The organism is Pseudanabaena sp. SR411, from assembly GCF_002251945.1.
Lineage (GTDB): Bacteria > Cyanobacteriota > Cyanobacteriia > Pseudanabaenales > Pseudanabaenaceae > Pseudanabaena.
The window spans coordinates 13,310-38,490 of sequence record NZ_NDHW01000115.1 but is presented as its reverse complement, the minus strand read 5'-3'; the positions used below and the strand labels follow the sequence as shown (position 1 = coordinate 38,490).

At 42.3% G+C, this 25,181-nt stretch carries 25 protein-coding genes; 8 read left to right on the top strand and 17 right to left on the bottom strand.

Annotation, left to right across the window (positions count from 1 at the left end; all coding sequences use genetic code 11):
- The first annotated feature begins 45 nt into the window (after positions 1-45).
- Complete coding sequence (gene cbiB, locus B9G53_RS11955; RefSeq protein WP_217901565.1) at positions 46-1,080, top strand: adenosylcobinamide-phosphate synthase CbiB; 1,035 nt, start codon at positions 46-48, stop codon at positions 1,078-1,080.
- A 2-nt stretch (positions 1,081-1,082) separates the two neighbouring features.
- Here the strand turns inward: cbiB and B9G53_RS11950 are convergent, their stop codons facing one another.
- From B9G53_RS11950 to B9G53_RS11930, 5 genes are all read right to left on the bottom strand, one after another.
- Positions 1,083-2,219, bottom strand: coding sequence for a tetratricopeptide repeat protein (locus B9G53_RS11950; protein ID WP_094532497.1), 1,137 nt, complete (start codon positions 2,217-2,219; stop codon positions 1,083-1,085).
- A gap of 297 nt (positions 2,220-2,516) precedes the next feature.
- A complete protein-coding gene (locus B9G53_RS11945; RefSeq protein WP_094532494.1) occupies positions 2,517-3,284 on the bottom strand; it encodes a hypothetical protein in 768 nt (255 codons plus the stop codon).
- A 94-nt stretch (positions 3,285-3,378) separates the two neighbouring features.
- Positions 3,379-4,611, bottom strand: a complete 1,233-nt coding sequence (locus B9G53_RS11940; RefSeq protein WP_094532491.1) for an HhoA/HhoB/HtrA family serine endopeptidase — start codon at positions 4,609-4,611, stop codon at positions 3,379-3,381.
- A gap of 326 nt (positions 4,612-4,937) precedes the next feature.
- A complete protein-coding gene (locus B9G53_RS11935; protein ID WP_094532488.1) occupies positions 4,938-5,426 on the bottom strand; it encodes an anti-sigma factor in 489 nt (162 codons plus the stop codon).
- Between the two features lie 19 nt (positions 5,427-5,445).
- Positions 5,446-6,105, bottom strand: a complete 660-nt coding sequence (locus B9G53_RS11930; RefSeq protein ID WP_094532485.1) for a sigma-70 family RNA polymerase sigma factor — start codon at positions 6,103-6,105, stop codon at positions 5,446-5,448.
- A gap of 291 nt (positions 6,106-6,396) precedes the next feature.
- On the opposite strand from B9G53_RS11930, the gene B9G53_RS27360 reads away from it, so the two are divergent.
- Together B9G53_RS27360 and B9G53_RS11925 are read left to right on the top strand one after the other, a co-directional pair.
- The gene (locus tag B9G53_RS27360; protein ID WP_176453192.1) at positions 6,397-6,558 is read left to right on the top strand and encodes a hypothetical protein; all 162 of its coding nucleotides are present in this window, start codon (positions 6,397-6,399) and stop codon (positions 6,556-6,558) included.
- A gap of 46 nt (positions 6,559-6,604) precedes the next feature.
- Positions 6,605-7,048: an Rrf2 family transcriptional regulator gene (locus B9G53_RS11925; protein WP_094532482.1), complete on the top strand. Its 444-nt coding sequence runs from the start codon at positions 6,605-6,607 to the stop codon at positions 7,046-7,048.
- Positions 7,049-7,071: 23 nt separating this feature from the next.
- Here the strand turns inward: B9G53_RS11925 and ribH are convergent, their stop codons facing one another.
- The 3 genes from ribH to B9G53_RS11910 form a co-directional block, all read right to left on the bottom strand.
- Positions 7,072-7,560, bottom strand: coding sequence for a 6,7-dimethyl-8-ribityllumazine synthase (gene ribH / locus B9G53_RS11920; RefSeq protein WP_094532479.1), 489 nt, complete (start codon positions 7,558-7,560; stop codon positions 7,072-7,074).
- Positions 7,561-7,677: 117 nt separating this feature from the next.
- Positions 7,678-7,866 (bottom strand): photosystem II reaction center protein PsbZ, encoded by a 189-nt coding sequence (gene psbZ / locus B9G53_RS11915; protein WP_072143510.1) that lies wholly within the window; start codon positions 7,864-7,866, stop codon positions 7,678-7,680.
- 121 nt (positions 7,867-7,987) lie between these two features.
- Entirely contained in the window at positions 7,988-9,334 is a 1,347-nt protein-coding gene (locus tag B9G53_RS11910; protein ID WP_094532476.1) for a histidine phosphatase family protein, read from the bottom strand.
- A 638-nt stretch (positions 9,335-9,972) separates the two neighbouring features.
- Between B9G53_RS11910 and B9G53_RS11905 the strand changes: the two genes are divergently transcribed.
- On the top strand, positions 9,973-12,225 hold the full coding sequence (locus B9G53_RS11905; protein ID WP_094532473.1) for an Rne/Rng family ribonuclease: 2,253 nt from the start codon (positions 9,973-9,975) through the stop codon (positions 12,223-12,225).
- Positions 12,226-12,439: 214 nt separating this feature from the next.
- Here the strand turns inward: B9G53_RS11905 and B9G53_RS11900 are convergent, their stop codons facing one another.
- The gene (locus tag B9G53_RS11900; protein ID WP_094532470.1) at positions 12,440-14,179 is read right to left on the bottom strand and encodes a serine/threonine-protein kinase; all 1,740 of its coding nucleotides are present in this window, start codon (positions 14,177-14,179) and stop codon (positions 12,440-12,442) included.
- 432 nt (positions 14,180-14,611) lie between these two features.
- On the opposite strand from B9G53_RS11900, the gene petC reads away from it, so the two are divergent.
- Together petC and B9G53_RS11890 are read left to right on the top strand one after the other, a co-directional pair.
- Positions 14,612-15,151, top strand: a complete 540-nt coding sequence (petC, locus tag B9G53_RS11895; protein ID WP_094532468.1) for a cytochrome b6-f complex iron-sulfur subunit — start codon at positions 14,612-14,614, stop codon at positions 15,149-15,151.
- Between the two features lie 86 nt (positions 15,152-15,237).
- Positions 15,238-16,221, top strand: coding sequence for an apocytochrome f (locus B9G53_RS11890; RefSeq protein ID WP_094532465.1), 984 nt, complete (start codon positions 15,238-15,240; stop codon positions 16,219-16,221).
- Positions 16,222-16,257: 36 nt separating this feature from the next.
- Here B9G53_RS11890 and B9G53_RS27355 read toward each other — a convergent pair whose 3' ends face one another.
- The 6 genes from B9G53_RS27355 to B9G53_RS11865 form a co-directional block, all read right to left on the bottom strand.
- The gene (locus B9G53_RS27355) at positions 16,258-16,422 is read right to left on the bottom strand and encodes a hypothetical protein (RefSeq protein WP_176453191.1); all 165 of its coding nucleotides are present in this window, start codon (positions 16,420-16,422) and stop codon (positions 16,258-16,260) included.
- Between the two features lie 83 nt (positions 16,423-16,505).
- Positions 16,506-16,898, bottom strand: a complete 393-nt coding sequence (locus B9G53_RS28485) for a hypothetical protein (RefSeq protein WP_254923638.1) — start codon at positions 16,896-16,898, stop codon at positions 16,506-16,508.
- Between the two features lie 111 nt (positions 16,899-17,009).
- On the bottom strand, positions 17,010-17,558 hold the full coding sequence (frr, locus tag B9G53_RS11880) for a ribosome recycling factor (RefSeq protein ID WP_176453190.1): 549 nt from the start codon (positions 17,556-17,558) through the stop codon (positions 17,010-17,012).
- Positions 17,545-18,336: a UMP kinase gene (gene pyrH / locus B9G53_RS11875; RefSeq protein WP_094532457.1), complete on the bottom strand. Its 792-nt coding sequence runs from the start codon at positions 18,334-18,336 to the stop codon at positions 17,545-17,547. Before pyrH ends, frr begins: the two co-directional genes overlap by 14 nt.
- A 336-nt stretch (positions 18,337-18,672) precedes the next feature.
- Positions 18,673-19,572 carry a pentapeptide repeat-containing protein gene (locus tag B9G53_RS11870; protein WP_094532454.1) on the bottom strand — a complete coding sequence of 300 codons (900 nt, stop codon included), beginning with the start codon at positions 19,570-19,572 and terminating at the stop codon, positions 18,673-18,675.
- 70 nt (positions 19,573-19,642) lie between these two features.
- Complete coding sequence (locus B9G53_RS11865; protein ID WP_094532451.1) at positions 19,643-20,845, bottom strand: pentapeptide repeat-containing protein; 1,203 nt, start codon at positions 20,843-20,845, stop codon at positions 19,643-19,645.
- 389 nt (positions 20,846-21,234) lie between these two features.
- On the opposite strand from B9G53_RS11865, the gene cobA reads away from it, so the two are divergent.
- Positions 21,235-22,014, top strand: coding sequence for a uroporphyrinogen-III C-methyltransferase (cobA, locus tag B9G53_RS11860; RefSeq protein ID WP_094532448.1), 780 nt, complete (start codon positions 21,235-21,237; stop codon positions 22,012-22,014).
- A 34-nt stretch (positions 22,015-22,048) separates the two neighbouring features.
- Positions 22,049-22,429, top strand: coding sequence for a DUF86 domain-containing protein (locus B9G53_RS11855; RefSeq protein ID WP_094532445.1), 381 nt, complete (start codon positions 22,049-22,051; stop codon positions 22,427-22,429).
- Positions 22,430-22,466: 37 nt separating this feature from the next.
- Here B9G53_RS11855 and B9G53_RS11850 read toward each other — a convergent pair whose 3' ends face one another.
- Together B9G53_RS11850 and B9G53_RS27350 are read right to left on the bottom strand one after the other, a co-directional pair.
- The gene (locus B9G53_RS11850) at positions 22,467-23,273 is read right to left on the bottom strand and encodes a DUF429 domain-containing protein (RefSeq protein WP_094532443.1); all 807 of its coding nucleotides are present in this window, start codon (positions 23,271-23,273) and stop codon (positions 22,467-22,469) included.
- Between the two features lie 62 nt (positions 23,274-23,335).
- Positions 23,336-25,054 carry a serine/threonine-protein kinase gene (locus B9G53_RS27350; RefSeq protein WP_094532440.1) on the bottom strand — a complete coding sequence of 573 codons (1,719 nt, stop codon included), beginning with the start codon at positions 25,052-25,054 and terminating at the stop codon, positions 23,336-23,338.
- Positions 25,055-25,181: the final 127 nt, after the last annotated feature.

The following is a 25,181-nucleotide window of genomic DNA, read 5'->3' as shown; positions in this document are numbered from 1 at the left end:
AATAATTGTTTTTTGAATTGAGCAACTTCTATTCTCGAACTAATGATGATCGCTTTAAGCCCATTCTTAGATTTACATCTAAATGGAATAAATGTAAATTTGCTAATTTTAGTCTTGGCAGCTAGTCTCGATCGCCTAATTGGCGATCCCGTCAATTGGTTACATCCTGTGCAGGTGATAGGCTGGATTATCTCGCAGTTTACTAATTTGGTGCTGATCAAAGATCCTGTCACGAATACCCGCATTCCTCGCTTCACGCCACTAATCATGAAAATGTTAGGCGTAATTTTAGGGGTAAGCATAATCTTAGGAAGTGGAATTGTCGGCTGGTCAATCGCGATCGCATCAGCGCAAGTCCATCCTCTTTTGGCGATCACAGTTTCTAGCATCTTACTCGCCGCCTGTTTTGCAGGTCGCAGTCTTCGTGATGCCGCCGAGTCGGTGTTAGCGGTTTTGCAAACTGGAAATATTGAAAACGCTCGTCAAGAGTTAAGTCGTTATGTGGGGCGTGACACGGAAGATTTGACAGAATTAGAAATTTTACGGGCTGTGTTAGAAACTGTCACCGAAAATGCGATCGATGCTGTTACTTCGCCGTTGTTTTATGCCTTGATTGGTTCGGTACTGTTTGATTATGGCGGTGTTGCCCTTGCGATCGCCTACAAAGCATCTAGCACCCTCGACTCAATGGTGGGATATCGCGAAGCACCCTATAACGATCTTGGCTGGTTCAGCGCTAAAACCGATGATGTGCTTACTTGGTTACCTTGTCGATTAACAGTGATCACTTTAGCTTTACTCTCAGGGAAACCGATTTATGTTTGGCAAATCTGCCAACGTGATGCTAAGAAAGACCCTAGCCCCAATTCAGGTTGGAGCGAATGTGTCTATGCCGCGATCTTGCAAGTGCAGCTAGGTGGCGAAAATCGCTATCGTGGACTTGTCAAACAAAAGCCTTTATTGGGAGATGCCATAGCGGCGATCTCTGCACCTAAGATTTCACAGGCTCTCAAACTAACGAGTATCTGTTTTCTAATTTGGCTAATTGGTGGGGGAATGGCTCTTCAAACTATTTACTAATACTATTTACTAATTTGCCGACATTCATCACTAGATACTGATTGAACACTACCGTCAGGAAGCTTTTTAACACAGGCAATATCTCTTTCGGCGGCAAAGAATGTATAGGCAATAACCCCAGAAAGCACGATTAAAGATACAGGAACTAGCACATTTAAGGACAGCCATTTGGGGCGTAATTTCTTTTTAATACTGGCTAGTTTTTTCTGAACTGATAAAATATTGGGATGTTTATCATCAAGCGATCGCTTATAAATTTTGATCGCCTGTTCATAAAGATTTTTGACTTCTTGATAACGCTTTTGAGGGTAGTACATTGCTGCTAAATCTACTAAACTAGCCGCAACTTCTGGATGATCTGTACCTAACACCTTTTTTTTGATTTCTAAGGCTTGTAAAAACAAGGATTCTGCTTTCTGGTAAAAGGCTTGGGCATTATAAATTGCGGCTAGATCTAACATTGCTGATGCTACGTCAGGATGCTCTTCACCTAATGCTTGCTTACGAATAGCGATCGCCTGCAAAAATAATGGTTCTGCTTTAACAAAATCATTTTTTGAATAATTAAATACCGCCAGATCAATCAAGCAATTTGCAACACTAGGATGCATCTCTCCATAAGACTTTTGCGTTACCACTAAAATTTGTTGGAGTGTACCTTCAGCAGCATCTGTATAACTTCCTGATTTAAGATAAAGTTTAGCTAACTTTTTTAAGCTATCTACAAAAACATCTATGTTGCCATTAGCATAGGGGGGGACTGGATCAATTCGATAGTAAGCCATACTATCGCTGCTCAACACAATTTCGTCGCCATGCATCAGTACCCAATGATCTCGACGCTCACCGTTGATTTGTATACCATTCGTACTTCGCCCTTTTTCGGGATTCCCATCACTCAGCCGAAATAATTGAAACAAAGGTGGATCGATCAATATGCCCGTTAAAGTTGCGTGTTGACGAGATACCAACTGAGAATGCACCACAATATCATTTTCAGGAGATCTCCCAAGACTATAGAATCGAGCATCTAGCAAGACTCCTTTTATTCCTTCGGGGTCTTTAACCACAAAGGAGTGCTCGAATTGACTGCCTTCAACTACGGTTGCATCTTGGGGAATGATGGATCTGTTAGTCATAGTAAGAGGGGCGATAGCTAATTACGAAGAGCGCAATAGTCAGAATATTCAGATAATTAACAATTATGACATTTATTAAAACTAACCTACCCACAGCAAACTTGCAAGCAGCAATACTGAGCTATTTGGCTGAAGCAAGTAGATACGACTCTTTGCGTAACAGCTACTTGTTTTACAAAACCCCAAATTACTAATCAAACGCAAACCAAGAACTTTTTTAAAAGTGTTGTAAAGCAACACTTTTAAAAAAGTTCTTGGTTTGGATTTAAGCGCAAAGTGCTATAACAATTTTGGGTTTTATGCGCTCTTAAAAAAGCGAATAATTTCGCGAACATGCTCTAAAAATTGACTATCGGTACTGAGTTGGGCGATCGCTTGGCGAGATTCTCGAACTAAGCGCTCATGATCTCGATCATTGGTAGCACGTAAATCTTCAAGATTTGCCCCTAATCGCGATAAATCTTTGCGTGTTTCCTCAGAAAACTGTGCATATTTGGCAACCCATGAATAGGGATTTTCGCTGCTGAGTTGCTCGTTAATTTGTCGTACTGATTCTTCCAAATTGGCAAACCTTTGTCGTAACTCCATCACATCTTCGCGAGGATAATCAATTTGCTGGGAAATCGACCGCAATCGTTGGGATATATACTCATAGGCGCTAATAGCAGGACGTAATATCGTCAATAAAAGTGCAGCGATCGCCCCCACATACCCAATAGTGCCAACGCCACTCGAGGCTGAAACATAGAGCGCGATCGCTGAAATCACATGTAATCCCAGTGCTAATCCTAGGGATTTTTGGGCAAGCGATTTGACATAAGGTAATTGGTTATCATCGACATTAATACCTTTTTCCTTAGAAATTGTTGCTTGGTTGAGTACTGCCTTGGACTGAAAATAAACATTCCAAGGCACAGTGACGATGATAATCAACCACACAAAAATGCTTGCGCCAATTACCCAATCAATAAAATTACCAAATGGCAAATTTAACCATTGAGTCAGTCCAAATCCTGCCAGAAATATCAATAGTAAACCGCCAAGCCAACCAATAAAATTACCCATAGGGTTGTCTGCATATAGCTAAAGTCTACTTGCATTATGCCAAAAGATAAAAAGCGGCGCAGCGCGCCGCTTTTTATCTTTTGTTTCGATAATCCTAATTAGGGAATTTTTGTGGAAACTGTGCAGTTTCTACATTTAAAGCAACTGTTTGACCAGCTCGCTTAACTTCCATACGGATTTTGTCACCGACAGCGCGATCTTCTACCAATTGGGTAACTTGATCAGCACTCAAAATTTCCTTGTCATTAAATTTGACAATCACATCACCACGCTTAGCGCCTGCTTTTGCCGCAGGAGAGTCATCAACGACTCTGGTAATCAATACGCCCTTATCTTCAGAGATTTGGATACCAAACTCAGTGTCTTGATTGACCTGCTTTTTGACATTTGGATCAACCGTTACCATTTGAATACCAAGATAAGCACGGCTGACTTTACCATTCGCAATTAGTTGCTTAGCAATGCGCTGAGCCGTTTCAATCGGAATTGCAAAACCTAAACCCTGCGCACCTTGAATGATTGCGGTGTTGACCCCAATAACTTCGCCATTTTGATTAAGCAAAGGACCACCTGAGTTACCAGGATTAATCGCCGCATCGGTTTGAATGAAGCTAACCCGCTTATCAACACCGATTTGTCCACTATTACGACCGATCGCACTGATGATGCCAGCGGTAACTGTATTGTCTAGTCCAAGTGGATTACCGATCGCAATCGCCCAGTCCCCTGGTTGTAAATTTGCAGAACTGCCGATGCTCACGGTAGGTAGATTGTCTGGTTTAACCTGCACGACAGCAATATCAGTTAGTTCATCACTACCCAATACCTTCCCTTCAATCTGGCGACCATCTTTGAGAATTACAGTGACCTTATCTGCGCCACTAACAACGTGGGCATTGGTGATAATGTCCCCCTCTTTATTGATGATAAAACCAGAGCCAGTACCCCGCTCAACTCGTTCTTTGGGCATACGGCGTAGTTGATCACCAAAAAATTGGCGAAACATAGGATCTTCGAGAAATTCCTGAGGAATTTGTTGATTGCTTGCCACAGTACGAGAAGCATTGATTCTGACTACTGCGGGTCCAGTGCGATTAACGGCTTCCACCACATAATTGCGGGGGACGGTAATCGATTTAACCCTGTCACTCTCTTGTGCGATCGCTGGTGATATTGATGCAACTTGAGTTACGGGCGTAACTACTGTTGTATTTGGCGATCGCACTCCAGATACAACCGCCCAAGCTCCCAAAATTACACCTAAAAGGAGCATCGAAGCATAAATCAAAGGTTGCTTGTAACGAGATTTTTTGTTTGAGTCTCTCATAGCTATTTCCGCGACCAATAATATCTAAATTCTACTAAAGATTTTTTGTCATGTTAATCTTTGCCACCAGACGGAAAACCGTCACCTATAGCTGTCGCCCGTCTTGTTAGGACATGAAACCAGAAGACGAGTGGCGGCGCGAAGCGCCACTACTCGCTTCTTGGGTTTTGATTTGCCCTAATACAACCGACTACAGATATATAACAGATGTATAAATTAGACATTATTTTAAAGAATAATGCATCACCCACCAGAGCCGATTTAAATGACCAATTCAAATAAATTGTGAGAGCGCACCCGTCAGGGCGTACTCTCACTTTAGGTAATTATTTAGAACTCATCGATTTTGGCAAAGGCACAAGCGGCTCTTCCATAGCAATTAAGATGGGTTCTTCTTTTACTTGGGTAGGAACCTTGATGTTATTTGTGACTGGGCTAAATTGAGGACTAGAGTTAAAGGTAAACATCGAGCCGAATACCCCAACCACAGCCGCCACAGATATCCCAATACCTGCTAATTTCCATTTACGACGCTGCGATCGCTTATCAATCTCGGCAAAGACACGATTAATCATCACATCTGTTTCTGTTTTAACAGATGAGTGGGCTGCCACAGGTACTGGCAAATCAATTAAGGATTGACGTAGCTTTAGTTGTTGTTGATAGAGGCGACGGAAATCAACATCATCGGACAACCATTGTTCGACAAGTTGCTCTTCAGCTTCAGTTACTTCGCCATCTATATACGCACTGAGTAACTCAAAGCGCTCCTCTGGAATAATCATAGAACTATTAAAAATTTGGTTAGCACTCATAACTTAAATACACCCCTCGTTACATATTTGACAAATAGGGTTGTAATTGCGCTTGTAGCTTCAATCTTGCTCTAGCTATACGTGATTTTACTGTACCAAGCGATACACCTGTTAGCTCCGAAATCTCTTCGTAAGATAAACCTTGAATTTCCCTCAAAACGATGGTTTCACGGAAACTAGAAGGCAAATCTTGAATGGCTTTGCGAAGTTGTTCATAAAACTCCTGCGTAGACATGTTTTCGATCGGGCTAGGGGCGGCGCTAGGTAAGTCCCAATTCATCTCATCACCATCACCAGACATAAATGGTGCATCGAGGGAAACTGAGTTGCCAACTCGTTTGCGCTTACGCAATTCGTCATAGAACAAATTAGTGGCAATCCGACTCAGCCAACCACGAAACTTTTCAGGCTCTTGTAAGCGCTTGATATTTCGGTAAACACGCAACCATACTTCCTGAGCAAGGTCAGCACGATCTTGCCAGTCAGGAGCGAGTTTGTATAGAACTTGATCGACATAGGATTGATTACGTCGCATAAGTTCTGCAAACGCAGACCTACTGGTTTGCGCTTCGGTTTGGCACAGTTGTACCAGTTCAACGATGGGGAGCTTATCAACGGACACGGAGTTGGAGGGCTTGTACCCTCCGATGCTGGTTGACCAAGATAGGCTATAACTCATCAATTACTCGCTCCTACTGGACTTGAATCTGCACATGACTAAATGTCTGTGTTTTTATGTTCAAGTTTTAGGACGGAGAATTATAAAAGTTTGTTCCTATCAAAATAGAGCTTTACTTGATATATAGCACTTTGCCAAATGAATAAAATCATCGCAAAGTACTTCTAAGTATCGATATTTAAAGATATTTCAAGAGGGATAATAGCAGTTAGTTTGGGTGTTTTTGCTAATTAGTAGGTTTCCTTAGATTTTTCACCTAATTTTTTTACTTAAATTTATTTGGTTTTACTTATGCAGCGATCGCAGTGGATATCAGTTTTGACAGGCGTTGTCGCCGTAGTTTTGGGTGTGGGCTATTTGATTTTGGTACAAATACTTGATTGGCGCGGAGGCGAAATGTTACCTGCCCCTATCGATTTGTCCTCAGCTATTCACAATTTCTTGCAAACTTAAAAAGTCAAAACATCCAGCAAAGCTGGATGTTTTGACAATCAAGCCGATGAAACTAACCAGAAAAGGTCATTACAGTGTGAAGGCGATGCTCGATCTGGTGGTTTGGGCAAAACGCAAGCCTGCCTCAGTCCGCGAAATTAGCGATCGCCAGTCCATCCCTGCCCCATATTTAGAAAAAATTTTGATTGCTCTTCGTCAAGCAGATTTGGTGGAGTCAATTCGTGGCGTACAGGGAGGCTATAGGTTAAAGCGATTGCCCAAAGACATCTCTCTTGGCGAAATTTTATCAGCGGTTGGCGAAGATACCTATCCTTTGCCCAGACTCAAGCCACAGGAAAAACTCGCCTCTGATTGGGTAACATTTGCCCTATGGCAAAGACTTGACCGCAAGCTTAAGGATGCTTTGTATAGTATTTGTTTAGAAGATTTATATTACGATGCCCGCAGTTGGCAAGCATCTCAAGGACAAAGTGCAGGATTTATAGTTTAAATAAGCGAGCAGAGATCGCTTATTTAAGCAGATTTAGAGCGAATTTGGCGCATGAGGTTAGCCATCTCGATCGCCGCCATACCAAACTCCCAGCCTTTATTTCCCTTGATGCCAGCGCGTTCTAAAGCCTGCTGCATCGTGTCAGTGGTCAAGACCCCAAAAATAATTGGTACACCAGTCTGAAAAGAAGTTGCAGCGACTCCCTTAGAAACCTCATTAGCCACGTAATCAAAATGGGGAGTGTCACCACGAATGACAGCACCTAGGCAAATAATTGCGTCATAACGACCTGAATCTGCTAATTCTTTTGCCACCATTGATATTTCGAGACTTCCTGGAACCCATGCATAATCAACTTGGCTACCAGTCTCTGAAACATCAACACCATGTCTCAATAGTGAATCTTGACATCCTTGGAGAAGCTTACCGACGATCAGGTCATTAAATCGAGCTACCACGATCGCAAAGCGCAAACTATCTGTATTGGTAAAGCTACCTTCAAAAACGGTCATAGAATTTTAATTTGTAGCAATTTTCAAATATTAATCAAAATTAAGCAAAGTAAAAGTTTTACAACGCCTTGCTTAGCAAGGCGTTGTAAAACTTTTTGGGGGCTTTATTAGCTATGTCTAAGCTACAAAAGCATTCAAAATGCCGATGACAATTACAAATGCTAACCAAATCAAAGAGCCAAGAAATAACAGAGGCTTTGTTTGGTTCCAAGAGCTAGGGGATGCGTAAGCAACAGGTACACCAATCACCAAAACGAAGGAAAACAATACAAAAGCTGCCAATAAAAGTTGGAATAGAATAGTCACTTTATTTAAACTCCGAATACTAAAACAAGATACTAAGACAAATCCTTTACACCAAATTAGCAGAAAATGCGTCTCTCTTAAGGTTTGAAGTAAATGGTGCTTCAGCACCATTTACTTCAAATTACAAAGCGCCTGCGGCAGTGCGATCGAGAACGCCTTCAGATAAGTGCGTAGTAATATTTCCAGATTGCAAGATTGGACTGCCCTGTGCGCCTTGAGGATAATCAATCACACTTACACCACCATTACCTTGCTTAAATACCCAAAACTGTTCGGGTGTAAACCCAAATAATAAACAAAGAATCGCTTTATTTACCGCATCATGGGCGACAACGAGAGCTGTTTCACCTGCGGGAACAGACTCGACAATCTTTTGCCAAATAATTGCCACACGATCCCAAACCTGCTGTAAATTCTCACCTTCAGGCATTTGCACGGTTTCAGGTTGAGCTTGCCACAGAGCTAGTTCTCCGGGAAACTCAGCTTCGATTTCATGTTCAAATTTGCCTTCCCAGAGACCATGGGAAATTTCTTTGAGTTCATCAAATAACTCCAGCTTAATGTTGGGGTGCTTGCTTAAAATTTCTAGAGCCGTATCTTTAGGGCGCAACATTGGGCTGCTAAAGGCTTTATCGATTTTAACCTTTGCTAAAAATTCACTTGCCCGTCGCGCTTGGGCATGACCATTATTATTAAGTGGGACATCGATTTGTCCTTGAAAACGTTTTTGACGATTCCACTCGGTTTCACCATGACGGACTAGTAATAGACGCTGTCCATTGTGATTTTTCTTGACAGGGGGCAATGGTGAACCTGAAATATCGGCAAGATGGCTAGCGAGGTTGAGGGATTCAAGCTGAACACCGTCGGTGATACTTGCACCTTGGAAATTGAGGACACTTATGGCGCAGTTAACTTGTTGAATATTGTGATAAAGACTCACAGGAATACCGATCGCCGAACAAATTAGAGCGCGATTAATGCCACTATGCCCCACCAGCAAAATTGTTTGATCTTGATGTGCGACTAAAATCTCAGCCCATAAAGCTTTGGCTTGTGCAAATAAGTCAAGGATGGGGTAGCGATCGCCTAATTGAAATTTTTCTGGCTCATTTTGCCAGAGATGATATTTTTCAGGAAACTGCTCTTTAACATCACGAGCGATCATCGATTCCCATTCACTGAGATCAATTTCGAGTAAACCCTCAGTTGTCCCTAGTTCTGGAGGATTAAAATTTTCAGCCAAAATAAGTTTCGCAGTATGTTGAGCGCGAACTAAAGGACTCGCATAGGCAACATCAATATTGAGATTTGATAGCGCTTTTCCTGCGAGCTTAGCCTGCTGTTTTCCCTTGTCCGTCAAGACAGACTGCAATTCTGGGCGATCATAATTACCTCGTCCTTGAATTTTGCTTAGGATATTGAAATTACTTTCGCCGTGACGGACGATAACTACTCGCGTACTCAGAATCTTAACCCTCGTTTTCTTGATTTTTAAAGTTGGAGGTACAGCGCAGCCGAACCCCTAACATAACTATCAATATTAAAACACTATTAAGAAATTGTAACGCTCAACGCTGCGCTATAATACTACGATAGGCTTAAGCTGGCTGCTAGCTAAAACGCATCTAGCTGCTGGTTAAGTAATCGAGCTTACCAACCATAATCATAAACTTGAACCATCAAGTACGCTGTTTTACTTACAGGCTGAATGCTGTAAGCAAATGGTGTAAGCACCTTTTAGATAGTCTAATAAACGCCAGTCTAAGAAATAACTAATTCTTTTAACGAAACCCCACCAATTTTCCATACAAAGCAATATGCCTCGTTATCGTGATGTCAGAGCAGACACAACGACCAGTTATTAGCTCGGTACATAGCTAAGATGGCTGGTTGACGATATAGACAGATTGCAATCGAAATTTTTTCTTGTTTTCGTTATTGGTATGTTCTGTTGTAAAGCCCCCTAAGACTTTTTGAGTCTGTTTATTAAAGGGTTTGAAAGATATTTTTTTTAATATTTTTTATACGAAGTTTAGAAAAAATATTTTTCTGGTAGGTTCTTAGGCTGGCTCTTTTGAATCGAAGAAATTCTGAGGAAATTGAATGCCAAAGCAAATAATTATTGCCGAGCAGTATCGAATTGCTGCTGTTTTTAGTGAAGATCAAATTGAAGAAATTGTTGTAGCCGCAGGAACTCACCAAGTCGGGGATGTTTACTTGGGCGTTGTCGAAAATGTTTTAACTAGTATTGATGCGGCATTTGTAAATATTGGCGATGGCGATCGCAATGGCTTTATTCACATTACTGACCTTGGCCCCTTAAAAATGCGGCGATCGTCTGGCTCGATCAGCGATCTAGTCGTACCGCAACAGCGTGTGCTGGTGCAGGTGATGAAGGAGCCAACGGGAAATAAAGGTCCCAGACTGACAGGCAATATTTCGTTACCTGGTCGTTATGTTGTCTTATTACCCTTTGGTCGGGGGGTGAACCTATCTCGACGTATTCGCAGTGAGGCTGAGCGTAACCGTCTTCGCGCCCTTGCCATTTTGGTTAAGCCTGCGGGCATGGGTATATTGGTGCGGACTGAAGCCGACGGAATGCCAGAAGAGCAGATTATTGAGGATCTCGATAATTTGCAGCGCCAGTGGGAAGGCATTCAGCAGGATGTGGCAACTACGCGCCAGCCAACCTTGCTCGATCGCGAACGGGATTTTGTGCAACGGGTATTGCGTGACCTCTATAGCACTGAAGTTAATCGGATCGTCACCGATACTAGTGATGGGTTACGCCGTATTAAGCAGCATTTATTGGGCTGGGCGGATGGCAAAATTCCTAGCGGCTTGATGCTGGATCATCATCGCGAACGCACGCCGATTTTGGAATATTTTCGGGTAAATGCGGGTATTCGTGAAGCACTTAAGCCTAGAGTCGATCTGCCTAGTGGTGGCTACATTATTATTGAGCCAACCGAAGCATTGACCGTCATCGATGTTAACTCTGGCTCATTTACTAAGTCTCAAACTTCCCGCGAGACGGTGTTGTGGACAAACTGCGAAGCTGCCGTGGAGATTGCCCGTCAAATTCGTCTGCGAAATATTGCTGGCGTAATTGTGGTGGACTTTATTGACATGGATACTCGCCGCGATCAATTGCAACTTTTAGAACATTTTAATAAAGCTTTGCGATCGGACAAGTCCCGTCCTCAAATTGCTCAACTTACCGAACTGGGGCTAGTTGAGCTTACTCGTAAGCGCCAAGGTCAGAGTATTTATGAATTGTTTGGTCGTCCTTGCTCGACCTGTGGTGGCTTGGGGCATCTAATGCATTTACCTGGGGAAGCGGCGGGACAACCTGTTGATGCAACATCACGCACTTGGGAATCCAAGCAATCGAATCAGCTTGATTTTACCTCTGAGTATGAAGATGGAGATTCGGAGTTAGGGGGTGGACTTGAGCCTAATTTGGTGAACCATCCTAGCTATCAAGAACGAGGCAATCTGCGGAGACGCGGTAAGCGAGCTGTGCTCAATAAAGATTCGCGTGAGTCGCGTGAACCAGAAAAAGTTACACCTGCGGATGTACGATCGCGTTTCGAGCCAAGGATTGAACCCTTAATTGAGCCACGTTTTGAGCCACGCATTGAGCGCGAAGTCGTAGTTGATCGGTCAGTGCCAACTAAGTTATCTTTGCCGAGCATTCCTACAGCTAAGGCGATCGCCGAGCCTAGCGAAGAATTAGTCGAGGTGATTGATGCTGCGCCTGTAGTTGCTCCTGAGAATTTACCTGAGCGTCCTAATAAGCGAGAAATTCGGACCAAAGTTATTGAGCCACCAGAGGTAATTGTGGTGGAAATGACGGAAGAAGAGCAAGATGTTTATTCATTAATCGGCGTTTCTCCCTTGGTATTACTAGATCGCGAAGTTAAAGATCCTCGCAATGTGATTGTGACTGTTGCTCTACCAGGTCAAGCACCAAAAATTGCGAATAATATTGGCAATCTGCGATCAAGATCAGAGTCAGTGATGGAGTCAAGATCTGATTCAGGGTTTGAATCAAATACCGAAGTAAATCTTTCGGTAGAACGAGAAGAACAATTTGCCGAAAGCTTAGCTGAAGAAGAAATAATTGAGCCACCAACTGAAACTATAACCATTAATCCAGTGATTAACCCTGTCAAAAATGGTACTTCTAACGGTGTAATTTTGAGAGTAAATCGGGCGCAACCAATTGATGCATCGGATACTGAAGAAAATTTAGACTCAAGATCTGAGTCATCGGAAATTTCTAAGGAGTTTGTGCCAATCCAATCCCCTGAAGCTTCACGACGTAAGCGCTCTTCCGCAACACAACCCTAAACTTTGCCTCACTATCTTGTAACACATATAAAACCCAAAAGAGCAATGGCGGCGCGAAGCGCCGCCATTGCTCTTTTGGGTTTTATGTCTTAAGCAAAACTTGAATTTATATATACCCAATTCACAAAAGTGTGACGACACTTTTGTGAATTAAAAACAAACCCTGTAAGGATTTTAAAATCACAAAATGGCTACGCCATTTTGTGATTTGGTATTAGAAAACCAGATCAATTTCTAGCTTTTTAAGATTGATAGCGTATAGTTTGTAACCTGATATATCAGAAATTGCGATCGCTAATAAATTGATATCAATCGGGGCGATCGCGGTCACCTCACCATCAATAATCAAGTTATTAATATTATTGCCGCGTAAATCTAACAACATCAAAATAGTCTGATAATCATTGTAATTAGCTGTAATCACGTAACCCCAAGGGGTTGCTGCCATGATTAAGACTTCGTATTCTAAGGGAATTCGCATCAGCCGATAGGGCTTGATGTCAAGCAGATAGATATTTTTATGATTACCTGCTTCTAGCAAAAGTACGCGATCACTGGTAAATGTAGCAATCCCAGAAGTGATTGGTATGGGCAGAGATAAGCGATACATAATATTGCAACGCCGCGAAATAACGATCGCTCGACTTTCATTAGTTTCTGGCTTATTAGCGATCGCTAACAAATGATGTTGATCGAAGGCAATGATGCAACTTAAGTCTCTAGTGGCAAACTCTAAGCGCATCGCTCGACCATAAACTAAATTGCGGATTTCTAATTGTTTACCCGTGGATATGGCAAACCAATCGCCATGGGGTGAAATAGCCCATTTGAAAGTTTGAGACGATTGATATAGAGATTTTGGTTTACCCTGTCCAAACTGATAGATTGATCGCTTGGTGATCGTAAATAAAGTCTTTCGGGCAAAAGCGATCGCTTCAATTTCATATTCAGATTTGGCGATCTGTTCAGACTGATCCAAAGTCAAACTATGCCAGTGCAGAAGAAAACTAGAAGTACTATAAAAACGCGATTTTTCTGCCCCAACTAGCCCAACAATCTTTTCAGGTGTATCTTTTTGGGCAAAATGTTGCGATTTCTGGTCAAAGAAAACTGTCGTGCAATTTTCAGCGTCAAGCCCCATTTGAACATGGCTAAAATCTTCGGAGCGAATTGCTTCAAGATCTTGGCGCATCTCCGATGCTGAAATGTATCGACGTTTCGGTAACTTTTCTAACGATCGCGTAATAATCTTGGCAAGCGATCGCGGCACACTATCAGGAATAATAATCCGATGATTTAAATGAGCATTCATCAACTCTGTAGGCATTCCTGTAAAAGGTCTCTTCCCCACTAGAAGCTCATACAAAATAATCCCTACTGCATAAATATCCGATCCTGCTGAAAACTGACCATAAAATCGTTCAGGAGCCATGTAACCAGGTGAGCCAGTATTGCTACCATCAGAATCAATTTCTTGGCTGAGCCGAGCAATACCAAAGTCGGAAATTTTCGCTTGCCATCCCTTAGCCGTAATCTTTAGCAGTATATTCTCAGGTTTGATATCACAATGGATAATATTGGCCGCATGGGCATGTTCTAACCCCAGCAAAATATCATTAATTAAATCAAAGCACTGTTGCACTGATAATGTTTTGCTATGGTTCATTAGATCGCGCAGTGTCCCACCCTCGCAGTAATCCATCACTAAATAGCGATAGTTTTGGTGATGCATCAGTGCTGTGCAGGTAACAATATTTTCATGCTGTAAAGTCAACAGAAAGCGCAGTTCTCGTAAGAGCTTACTAGTGGGAAATCGCTGATGTTCCAGTTCTTTGAGCGCGACCAATTTACCTGTATCTCGCATCCGCGCACACAAAACCTTGCCAAATTGCCCCCTGCCAACTAAGCCCAAGATCCGATATTTAGAGAACTGCGAAGTGGATTTTTCATTCATATGGGCATAATCAAGTCTCAGGAAAATTAATCAGGAAAATTAAAACTAGTTCAGCTAAGCTTACCCCCTCTCTTAGCCCAAACCACTTAGTACCAATTCACAAAAGTGTCGTCACACTCTTGTGAATTAAAAAACAAACGCAGTAAGGTTTTTTAATTCACAAAATGGCTTAGCCATTTTAGTCTTTAGTGTTAAGGGCTTCACCGTAGAATAAAGAACTGATTTTTTATGGTGTGGCGAAGCCACGCCATAAAAAATTAAATTGCAGAACATTAAACCTAACTGCCGTTAAGCTTAACAATATTCCTGAAAATCACGACGCTTAACATTTCGTTGCAAAACAACTAGAGAGAAGTCCAAAGATTGTCGATATCATGGTAGGAAGTGATATATAAAACGTAATATTTCTCAGCCAAATCCTTAGTCAAATTTATGAGTCAAGCTTCTGCATCCGCCGATGTCCCTAGCATGGGCCGTCGTCAATTTATGAACTTAATTTTAGGGGGTTCTGCGGCCGTAACCACCCTTGGAGCAGCTGTACCTTTCCTAGCCTATTTTGTACCACCTTCTCGCGGTGGAACTGGCGGTGGTGTTGCTGCTAAGGACGCACTAGGTAATGATGTAATTGCTTCAAAATTCTTGGCAGATCATCAAGCAGGCGATCGCGTACTTGCTCAAGGACTCAAAGGCGACCCGACCTATATTGTTGTTACTGACAATAAAGAAATTGCTTCCTATGGACTAAACGCAGTTTGTACTCACCTTGGTTGCGTTGTACCTTGGAACGTTGCCGAAAACAAATTTATGTGTCCTTGTCACGGTTCTCAGTACAACGCTGAAGGTAAAGTTGTACGTGGACCTGCGCCATTGTCCCTGGCGCTTGCCCATGCCACAGTTAGCGATGATGTGGTGCAATTTAGCACATGGACAGAAACTGACTTCCGCACTAATGAAGCACCTTGGTGGGCTTAAAATAAAGGGTTAAGGATAGATGGCGAGGAGCGCAGTCTACCCTTAACATATCGAAATTGGTATTTGAATTACATTTGAACTTATACATGAAAAAAGCTTTGTTCCGTGCCAACCGTTTGATTGTGGGAGTCAGTCTATGTGTCCTCACAAGTTTAACTTTACTATTCGGGCTTAATGCCCCATCTGCTTTTGCATATCCTTATTTTGCTCAAGAAGCTTATAAAAATCCTCGCGAAGCTACAGGTCGCATCGTCTGCGCTAACTGCCACCTCGCCCAAAAGGGAATTGAATTAGAACTACCTCAAGCAGTGCTACCCGACTCCGTATTTGAAGCCGTTGTCAAACTTCCCTACGACCACACCAAACAACAAGTAAGTGCTGATGGCAGTAAAACAGGTTTGAACGTTGGTGCAGTTTTAGTATTGCCTGAAGGATTTAAGATTGCGCCTGAAGATCGTTTGTCTGAAGAACTAAAAGAAAAGACCAAGGATACTTATTACCAACCCTATAGCGATACCCAAGAAAATATTGTTTTAGTTGGTCCAGTATCTGGTGATGATTATTCGGAAATTGTTTTTCCTGTACTTGCACCCGATCCTGCTAAGGACAAGAACATTCACTTCCTGAAATATTCAGTTAGTGCTGGTGGTAACCGTGGTCGTGGACAGGTTTATCCTACTGGCGAAAAGAGCAATAACAACGAATATAATTCTTCGGTTTCTGGTCTAGTTACTCAAATTAGCCCGATCGCCCCAAATGAAGATGAAGGTATCTACGGTGGTTATGAAATCTCAATCCAAACTACCGATGGCAGTATTGCCGTTGAGAAGGTTCCTGCTGGTGCTGAACTAGTTGTAGAACCTGGTAGTGATGTGAAAGTTGGTTCTCCTCTAACCACAAACCCTAATGTTGGTGGTTTTGGTCAGCATGACGGCGAAATCGTCCTTCAAGATCCTCGCCGCATTCAGTGGTTGCTAGCATTCTTTGCTTCTGTCATCGTTACCCAAATTTTGTTGGTACTGAAGAAGAAGCAAGTCGAAAAAGTCCAAGCAGCAGAAATGAATTTCTAAAGTACTATTTCATGACAACAAAAAAGCGATCGCCTTTTAAAGGCGATCGCTTTTTTGTGGATTAAAATTTTTTAGCTCAGGAGTTAACTTTATGAAATGGACAGCGATCGCAGGTAGCTGGAGACATACTAATTTCGACATTGAAAGGTAGGTCGAATTACAAAAATTATCGATATTGCTGATGAGCTGATTGCTTTTCATATTAATTATACTTAGGAGACTCAAGATGCGATTAACAAAGCCACACAAAAATGTATTGAAGTAAGAGTTTTTATCTATCAAACTTAGACGATTACATCGGATTGCAAGATCATCTCGTTAGGAATTGCTACCCATACAGAAAATTGTGTCGTTTCAGGAGCAATTAATACTGCCATACCCAAATCTAAATCTCGTTTGCATCCTGCGATCGCTTCATTTAAAGAGTTATAAGCTTTATCAACAACAAAAATTTTGCCTAAAAAAATAATTGCTTTTTCTGTACCAACAACCGTATTGATTACAATCGAGCGAACTTGGTTTAGTGAATTGAGAATCATTACTTTTGCCCTGTGAAATAATTTTCTATGAGCATTAGTATCGCTTTCTCTCAAAATTGAGAATGCGATCGCAAGTTTCGCTTCCTGTGACGTTAAGTATGAGTAAACGCGATCGAAGTCACAAATAAATGCTTTCAAATAAAAAAGCCTTGCTAAGCAAGGCTTTTGCTGTCTTGTGGTTATGAGGGAAGTCGCTGCACCACTCCTCTCATAACCACAATTTGAGATTAACCCGAACTGGAATTAACTTTAAATTGTGGAAATTTCTTTTTCTTTTTCAGCAGTAACTTTATCGATATTTTTAACGAACTTATCCGTTAACTTATCTACTTGTTCTTGTTGGCTTTTGGAATCATCTTCAGAAATTTCTTTTGCCTTCTCTAGCTTGCGGATCGAATCGATCGCATCACGACGCACATTCCGTACTGCGACTTTACCTTCTTCAGCAAGTTTGGCAACCATTTTTACCAACTCCTTGCGGCGATCGGTAGTTAAAGGTGGAATATTGAGACGAATGCTTACGCCATCATTATTAGGAGTCAACCCGATATCTGACTCCGAAATTGCCTTTTCGATCGCCCGCATCGAGCTGCGATCAAAAGGCTGAATCATCAAGGTCGTAGCATCAGGCGATGAAATATTTGCCAAAGCTTTGAGGTGTGTTTCTGCCCCATAGTATTCCACAGTAATTCGATCCAATAGCGAAGCATTAGCACGCCCCGTTCGCACACTATTAAAATTGTGCTGGGTCGCTTCTACAGCTTTCTGCATTCGCGCCTCAACATCAGTTAACTTCACAGGAACCTCCAACATAAGTACCAATCGATTCTCCCATGACGACGCGACGAATGTTACCTGTAACACCAAGATCAAACACAATAATTGGAATGCCATTTTCTTTGCATAGGGCAAAGGCTGTTGCATCCATTACGCGCAAATCATTGATTAAGGCATGGTCAAAACTAACGGATTGATAGCGTTTTGCGTCAGGATTTTTCTTAGGGTCGCTGTCATAAATGCCATCCACTTTAGTTGCCTTCAAAATTACGTCAGCATTAATTTCCGCACCACGTAAAGCGGCTGTTGTATCAGTGGTGAAATAGGGATTACCTGAACCTGCGCCAAAAATAACCACCCGATTGTTTTCAAGGTGGCGAATGGCGCGGCGGCGGATATATGGTTCTGCGATTTCCTGCATGGCGATCGCAGACATCACTCTTGTAGGAATCGGCTCATCTAATTGTTCAAAGGCATCTTGTAAAGTAAGTGCGTTCATCACGGTGGCGATCATGCCAATATAATCGGCTGTGGCTCGATCCATGCCCTTTGCAGCGCCGTTAATACCCCGAAAGATATTGCCACCACCAACTACGATCGCTACTTCGATCCCATCTTTGACAATTTCGGCAACCTGCAAAGCAATATCTTGGACGACTTCAGGATCAATACCAAAACTGCGATCGCCCATCAGCGCTTCACCACTGAGTTTTAATAAAATACGCTTATATTTTGGGCTAGCAAGCTTTGCTGATGGGGATGTTGTTTCTTTTTCGACTTCTTTTGTAGTTGCGTTCATGTTTCATTCCTAACTGATTATTTTCTAGCGCGATCGCTTTTTCTTGTTTTCTCTCTCTAGACAAGACGTACCTACATACCATTACAGTTTCTACGGCAAATGGCTTAACTTTTACTAACTTTCTTAATCAGTTATATAGCAATGCAAGTTTTGCTTAGGATATAAAACCAGAAGATGAGTTACGGCACGAAGCGCCGCAACTCGCTTCTTGGGTTTTGGTTTGTACTAGCTAACTCTTTTTTTGCTATCCCAATTCACAAAGGTGTAGTCACACTTTTATGAATTAAAACCCAAACCCAGTAAAGGTTTTCAAGTTAAGAAATGCGTAGCCATTTCTTAACTTGGTATTACATACTCTGGATTGCGATCTGCCTCATGATCGACTGGTTGCAGAGAAGCATTGGAGAAATCTGTACAGTTCAGATTTGCCCCATTTAGATTTGTTCTTAGTAAAAATGCACCGTTAAAATTAGCTTTATAGCAATTGGATTTACTAAGATTTGCACCCTCTAGACATGCTCGAACTAGCTGAGCATCAACTAGAAATGCACCATTAAGATCAGCATCTTGGAGATCAGCATCATTTAGATTTGCATTACTTAGATTTGCTCCACTTAGATCCGCTTTGGACAATAAAGCGTCACAGAGGTTAACGGCATACAAATTTGCATGGGAAAGATCTGCTGCCGAGAAATTTGCATGACTAAGATTAGCTTCACTAAAACTTGCCCCACTTAGATTAGCGCCTTCAAGATTAGCTCCATTTAATTTTGCCCCATCTAAATTTGCTCCTTTCAAAAATGCTTCTGCGAGATTTGCTCCCTCTAGATTGGCTCCGACTAGAGACACACAACTTAAATTGGCTCCTGTCAAGTCAGAGTTGGCGAGACTCACGGCATTGAGATTTGCGCCAGTTAGGTCAGCATCCCTTAGATTAGCCCGTTCCAACCTAGCACCATGCAAATCAGCCTTAATCAGACTAGCACCATTTAGATCCGCCTCACAGAGATTTGCATCGCTGAGGCTGGCGCGGTAGAGGACAGTAGTTTTCAGCTTTGCGCCGTATAAATTGGCTTCATTTAAAGTAGTACAGGATAGGTTGGCTTCACTCAGATTGGCATTAGCCAAATTGATCGCGGTCAAACCCACACCACTAAGATTTTCTCGGCTGAGATCGATATCACTAAAATCTCGAAAGCCTTGGTTATAGCGATCAATAAGTTCTTTAGCTTTCATTACTCTTTCACACCATATTTTGAGCAGTTATGGCTTTAGTAAATACGCTTCGCACATTTACTAAAGCGTTCTATTTGTCCGTTGGCAAAATTGCCCCTGTCATATTTGCCCCGTCTAAATTTGTCCATAGCATGAAAGCTCCTCTCAGGTTTGTCCACAACATAAAAGCACCTTTCAAATTAGCTCCTGTCAAACTAGCTCTAGTAAGGTTGGCGCGGTTGAGATTAGCGCGATTTAAACTAGCTCCGTTTAATACCGCTTCGTCTAGATTTGCACCAGTTAGATTTGCTTCGTTCAAAATTGCATTGTGTAAATTGGTGCGGATTAAGTAAGCACCACGTAGATCAACATTGCTCAAATCAGCACCACTTAAATTTGCACCCATTAAGTTAGCACCACTTAAATTTGCGCCACTGAGATTGGCATTGGATAAATTAACCCCATTCAGATTTGCACCACTGAGGTTTGATTTCATTAAAAATGCGCCCGTAAGATTAGTCCAACTCAAGTCGGCTTCGGACAAGTTGGCTTCGTTCAAATTTGCCCAACTCAGATCAGAACCGACTAAATTTGCCTTCTCTAGGTTTGCTCCTAGTAAATTTGCCCAGCCCAAGTTAGCGCGACTAAGTGAAACACCACTTAAATTTGCCTCAACAAGATCAACAGCATTGAGATTTGCGGCATTTAAGATTGCACCACCAAGATCCACTCCATGTAACTCTGCGCCTGTAAGATTTGCTTCCGTCAAATCAACGTTCATCAAGCAAGCCTGACTTAGGTTTGCACCACTGAGATTTGCTTTGATCATCAGTGCGCCTGTGAAGTCCGAATCACTTAGATCGGCTCCCAATAAATTCGACTCAATAAAAAATGTGCCATTTAGCTTAGCCCGACTGAGATTTGCACCGTTAAGACAGGCTCCTGTGAGGGTAGCAAGACTGAGATCAGCACTGATCAAAGATGCGCTAGTTAAATTAGCCGAATTGAGATTGGCGGCAACTAGATAGGCTTCATTGAGGCAGGCTCTTTGAAGATCGGCTTTGATTAAGAAAGCGGAAGTAAGATTTGCTTCGGTTAAATTTGCTTCGACCAGATTGGCTCGGTTTAAATCAGCTTTATGGAGAAATGCACCTGTGAGGTTCGCTTTGGAAAGCATCGCATCTGCAAGTTTAGCGTTACTCAGATTAACGCGCTTGAGATCGGCTCCCTTGAGGTTGATTCCTTCTAGGCTGGATTTGGTAAGATTTGCTTTGGTAAAGTCGGTAAGATTCACGCCTGCCTCATTTTGATTCGTTGTACTCGTTACATCTCAAGAAGATTTTTGGACATATTCTTAAATTAAATTTTTTAAATTAAATTAATTAAATATGTGAGCGTTCTTTAGTTCTCCTTGATTTGGCTTGACAAGATGGCTGCGTCTCAATTTCTAGGAAACATGACGATTCATGATCTACTTCCTAACTTCTAGAATGTTTTTATAAAGCAAAGCGCTTCGCGATGAACTTTATAACTTCTACAATTAGAGTGGTTTGTCATAAAATACGGCGCTTCGCTCCGTGCTTTATAACTTCTATAAATACAATACATGAGGAAAATGAAGATGCGATCGCCTTGCAATATTTGGCTTAGATACTCAAGTTTTGATTAAGGTTTTGATAACGAATGACAAATACTGATTTACAACAAGTTATTCAGCCTGCCTCTGATCGGTTTTTAGGTAAGGTTTATTTAGTTGGTGCAGGACCTGGGGACTCAGGGTTGATGACTTTGAAAGGCAAAGCATTATTAGAAACCTGCGATGTAGTGCTTTACGATGCTTTGGTCAGCGATGAGCTTCTTGCGATGATTAACCCGATCGCCGAGAAAATTCATGCAGGTAAGCGGCGTGGTAATCATTCTTTAATGCAAGAAGAGACTACGAAATTATTAATCGAGAAAGCTCAGGAACATGCCATAGTCGTGCGCTTAAAAGGGGGAGATCCGTTTATTTTTGGGCGTGGTGGCGAAGAGCTTGCCGATTTGCGTGCGGCGGGAATTGCGGTGGAGGTTGTTCCTGGCATTACTTCAGGGATTGCGGCTCCCGCCTATGCAGGGATTCCCCTTACCCATCGTGATTTTAGCTCGTCGGTAATTTTTGTAACAGGGCATGAGTCGGCAGGGAAATATCGTCCGCAGATAAACTGGACAGCGATCGCCCAAGCTGCGGAAACAATTGTGGTGTATATGGGATTGCATAATTTAGGTGAAATTGTTCCCAAAGTGATCGCGGCGGGCTTACCTGAATCGACACCTGTAGCTTTAATTCGTCAGGGAACCCGTGCCGATCAGTCAGAATTAATAGGCTGTTTGGGTAATATCGTCGAACTTGTTCAAGAAAGTAATTTTGCGCCCCCTGCGATCGCTGTCATTGGCAACATTGTCAACTTTCGCAATTGCATCTGAATGTTAAACTAGATTTTTTAAGGGAAAAAAGCTAATGACAACCAGTAAAGTGAGTATTCCTGCTGAAATCGAGAATAATAACCATCGTCTTGAAGTACAAATACAGGATATTTTAGAAGCGATCGCGGCTACGGAGTCATTTGTATCAGAGATTGATTTTATGCAGTTTAGTCGCGATCAAAAAACGATTTTTGCAGTAGAAAGGGCAATTGGTCTGATCGGTGCAACGGCAAAGAGGTTACCGATTAGTTTTATGGATCAATATCCCCAAATTAATTGGCGACGTTTGGCTAGTGTGGGTGATAGTTTGATGTTTGGCTATTTAGAAGTCGATCTCAATACTTTGTGGGAGTTAACTCACCATGATGTGCCTTTTATCAAGGAGTTAATGCGAAAAGCGATCGCCAATTTATAACTCTCTAAAAAAAGGCAGCACGAAGTGCTGCCTTTTTTTATGCACAGATCCATCCTTCAAGGCGATCGCAGGTTTCAGGAATCCCATAGTTTGCTTGTCGAGAAGCCTGTGCTGCTTGAATTGCCGCAAGTGCAGCATCGATTGTGTCTCCTGACGCATCACTTATACATTCCCCGTCAAGCTGTCGATTAACTTCGACAATAAAGCCGTATTCTGTCTTAGATATAGGCGATCGCACCTGATTAATTATTTCTTGACGCAAAAATTTCATTTCTGAGGTTTGTTTTTGCTTGTTATCGGATTTATAGCTTTGCTTACCAATAATGCCCCTTGCGATTAGGGCAGGGTAAACCTCCATGACAATGCGTGGATCGTCAGTCGGATGACAAGGCAAAATGCTAAATCCTGCCTTAAGCATTCTAGGTGCGCCTTCAAAAAACATTTTTCCTACAGGTACACCATAAATTTTCATCGGACTAATTGCGCCTGTGAGTCGATCAGTTTGACGTAAATGTTCGCGGTCGCCGTTAGCTCGACCCTGACGATATTGATTTAAGGTTTCCACAAATTCTTGCTTTGTCATTTGCCCAATGAGAGCAACATACTCTGTCCAAGTTTCTCCCCATCGCAAGTTCTCGATTAATTTGCGTGGTTGTCCTAAAGGAAAATCCACTCCCGCAATCCAAGAAGGCGATCGCAGGAGAAAATCCATAAAAGAAAGAAAGTCTGTAAAGCGATAGAACTTCTCAATGTGTAAAATATCTGCCTCTAGAAATGACTCTATACAAGTAATTACCTTTGTTTTGCTAGGTGCGCTCGTAAAATCAATCCCATATATTTTCATGATGTTTTCAAAGAAACAGATTTTTTGTGGCGTGGCTTTGCCACGCCACAAAAAATCATTTCTTATCTATTTCTAACTTTGATTTCTATTTGTGGAGGTGGTGGGGTTGGGGTCGCCACAGGTGTTGGAGAGCTAGGAATCGGTGTTCCCGATGTTGGAGTTGGGGATACCAATGGGGAAGGGAAGGGAGGATTTGTGGGAGTAGATGTTGGTTGAGCGATCGCCGTCTCCTTAAGACTAAGTTTTAATTGATAGGGGATTTCAGAAGTGCCTCCAATCCCCTTGATCTGCACTACATAGGCTCCATCAGATGTAATAGGGACATCAGTATTTATCACATTCACAGCATTGGGCAAGGGAACGCCTTGATCATTCAGGATCGTCAGTAATAGACCACTACCCGTAATTGCAGTACTGAGGGATTGACCAGACTTCGCTTGAATTGTATAGGTGTGCGTCACATCTCCCACTATTTTATTGGGGAACAAGAAATCTTTGTTAACTTCTAAATTTACAGCTTGACTGACTGAAGTATTTGTGGCTGTTGAGACAGGACTGGATTCAGGTGAGATTGTTTTTGTGACAGGAATCGCGGGATTATTGACAATAACTGCTGGCTGATTATTTCGCATCATCGATGGTAACGCGAAAGCAGCGATTACAGCTACTACTGCCAACAGTCCACCAAATAGGAATAGAACTCCTGAGTTGGAGCTAGCAGATGGCGCAGGAACTGTCCGACGATTTTGAGAACTGGATTTGTAGGAAGTCGCTGCATTAGATTTAGCCAGACTATCTGTTCCCGTGAGAATTGTTGATCTGACTATCTTACTTGTCGTGGCTTGCCGTTCCACTTCGGTCATCGTGGCAAAGGTGCTAATACCTTGATTGACCTCACGCACTGACTGATAGCGTTGGGTATAGTGATAGCGAACCATCCGAGTTATTACCATCGCTAATCCGTTACTAACCTGTGCTTTATCGCGCCAGACTAGTTCCCCTGTAGCAGGATCGGTTGGCAAATCAGTGGGACCATAACCTGTAAGAGCCTTAATCGCCACCATTCCCAAAGCATAAATATCACTGTTGTAAGTCGGTCTACCTGCACATTGCTCACTGGGCATATAACCAGGTGTACCGATGGTAACCGTAAATCGCGATTCCCCTTTCTCATTAGCAGTTAGTTGGGTATTAGCATCTTGCATAGCTCTCACTGCACCAAAGTCAATTAGTACAATTTTGCGATCTTTTTTGCGGCGAATTAAGTTGTCTGGCTTAATATCGCGATGGATTACCCCTTCTGAATGAACAAATTCCAAAACATCAAGAACATCTTTCAAAATCTGAATTACTTCAACTTCGTTGAGTTGTTTGTCTCGCACTGGTGCATCAATATTGGCAAGCTCCGCCAGAATCCGATCTTGCGGTTCGTTATCTAAATCTGACACTTCAGGCAAAGGGGCTTTGAGTTCGTCATGAAGCGATCGCCCTTCTACAAATTCTTGCACCAAAAAGAACTGCTTATCTTCCTCAAAGTAGGCAAGTAATTGCGGGATCTGGTCATGCCTGCCTAACTTTTCAAGAGTTTCTGCCTCAGTGTTAAATAGCCGTCGTGCCTCCCGAATAAAATTGGGATCATCACTAGCGGGCTTTAGTTGCTTGACGACACAGGGTGGCGACCCAGGTCGGCGCATATCCCTCGCGATAAATGTATGCCCAAATCCACCTGCACCGATTTGCTTAATTAGTTTGTAACGTCCATCAAGTACTTTGGCTGGCATGGCGATCGCCCCTCTAGTTATAGGCTATGGCAAGTTGGAAATTTGCTCTATATTGTAAGAATTGGAGAGTTTTGAGAGCCTCCCGAACGGGCGCTCTCAAAACTCATCTAGGATTGCTATGTTTCAT

What these genes read in the sequence shown, in the direction of transcription:
- cbiB (WP_217901565.1), top strand. Translation starts at nt 46, where the DNA reads ATGATCGCTTTAAGCCCATTCTTAGATTTACATCTAAATGGAATAAAT.
- B9G53_RS11950 (WP_094532497.1), bottom strand. Translation starts at nt 2,219, where the DNA reads ATGACTAACAGATCCATCATTCCCCAAGATGCAACCGTAGTTGAAGGC.
- B9G53_RS11945 (WP_094532494.1), bottom strand. Translation starts at nt 3,284, where the DNA reads ATGGGTAATTTTATTGGTTGGCTTGGCGGTTTACTATTGATATTTCTG.
- B9G53_RS11940 (WP_094532491.1), bottom strand. Translation starts at nt 4,611, where the DNA reads ATGAGAGACTCAAACAAAAAATCTCGTTACAAGCAACCTTTGATTTAT.
- B9G53_RS11935 (WP_094532488.1), bottom strand. Translation starts at nt 5,426, where the DNA reads ATGAGTGCTAACCAAATTTTTAATAGTTCTATGATTATTCCAGAGGAG.
- B9G53_RS11930 (WP_094532485.1), bottom strand. Translation starts at nt 6,105, where the DNA reads ATGAGTTATAGCCTATCTTGGTCAACCAGCATCGGAGGGTACAAGCCC.
- B9G53_RS27360 (WP_176453192.1), top strand. Translation starts at nt 6,397, where the DNA reads ATGCAGCGATCGCAGTGGATATCAGTTTTGACAGGCGTTGTCGCCGTA.
- B9G53_RS11925 (WP_094532482.1), top strand. Translation starts at nt 6,605, where the DNA reads ATGAAACTAACCAGAAAAGGTCATTACAGTGTGAAGGCGATGCTCGAT.
- ribH (WP_094532479.1), bottom strand. Translation starts at nt 7,560, where the DNA reads ATGACCGTTTTTGAAGGTAGCTTTACCAATACAGATAGTTTGCGCTTT.
- B9G53_RS11905 (WP_094532473.1), top strand. Translation starts at nt 9,973, where the DNA reads ATGCCAAAGCAAATAATTATTGCCGAGCAGTATCGAATTGCTGCTGTT.
- B9G53_RS11900 (WP_094532470.1), bottom strand. Translation starts at nt 14,179, where the DNA reads ATGAATGAAAAATCCACTTCGCAGTTCTCTAAATATCGGATCTTGGGC.
- petC (WP_094532468.1), top strand. Translation starts at nt 14,612, where the DNA reads ATGAGTCAAGCTTCTGCATCCGCCGATGTCCCTAGCATGGGCCGTCGT.
- B9G53_RS11890 (WP_094532465.1), top strand. Translation starts at nt 15,238, where the DNA reads ATGAAAAAAGCTTTGTTCCGTGCCAACCGTTTGATTGTGGGAGTCAGT.
- B9G53_RS27355 (WP_176453191.1), bottom strand. Translation starts at nt 16,422, where the DNA reads ATGAAAAGCAATCAGCTCATCAGCAATATCGATAATTTTTGTAATTCG.
- pyrH (WP_094532457.1), bottom strand. Translation starts at nt 18,336, where the DNA reads ATGAACGCAACTACAAAAGAAGTCGAAAAAGAAACAACATCCCCATCA.
- B9G53_RS11870 (WP_094532454.1), bottom strand. Translation starts at nt 19,572, where the DNA reads ATGAAAGCTAAAGAACTTATTGATCGCTATAACCAAGGCTTTCGAGAT.
- cobA (WP_094532448.1), top strand. Translation starts at nt 21,235, where the DNA reads ATGACAAATACTGATTTACAACAAGTTATTCAGCCTGCCTCTGATCGG.
- B9G53_RS11855 (WP_094532445.1), top strand. Translation starts at nt 22,049, where the DNA reads ATGACAACCAGTAAAGTGAGTATTCCTGCTGAAATCGAGAATAATAAC.
- B9G53_RS11850 (WP_094532443.1), bottom strand. Translation starts at nt 23,273, where the DNA reads ATGAAAATATATGGGATTGATTTTACGAGCGCACCTAGCAAAACAAAG.
- B9G53_RS27350 (WP_094532440.1), bottom strand. Translation starts at nt 25,054, where the DNA reads ATGCCAGCCAAAGTACTTGATGGACGTTACAAACTAATTAAGCAAATC.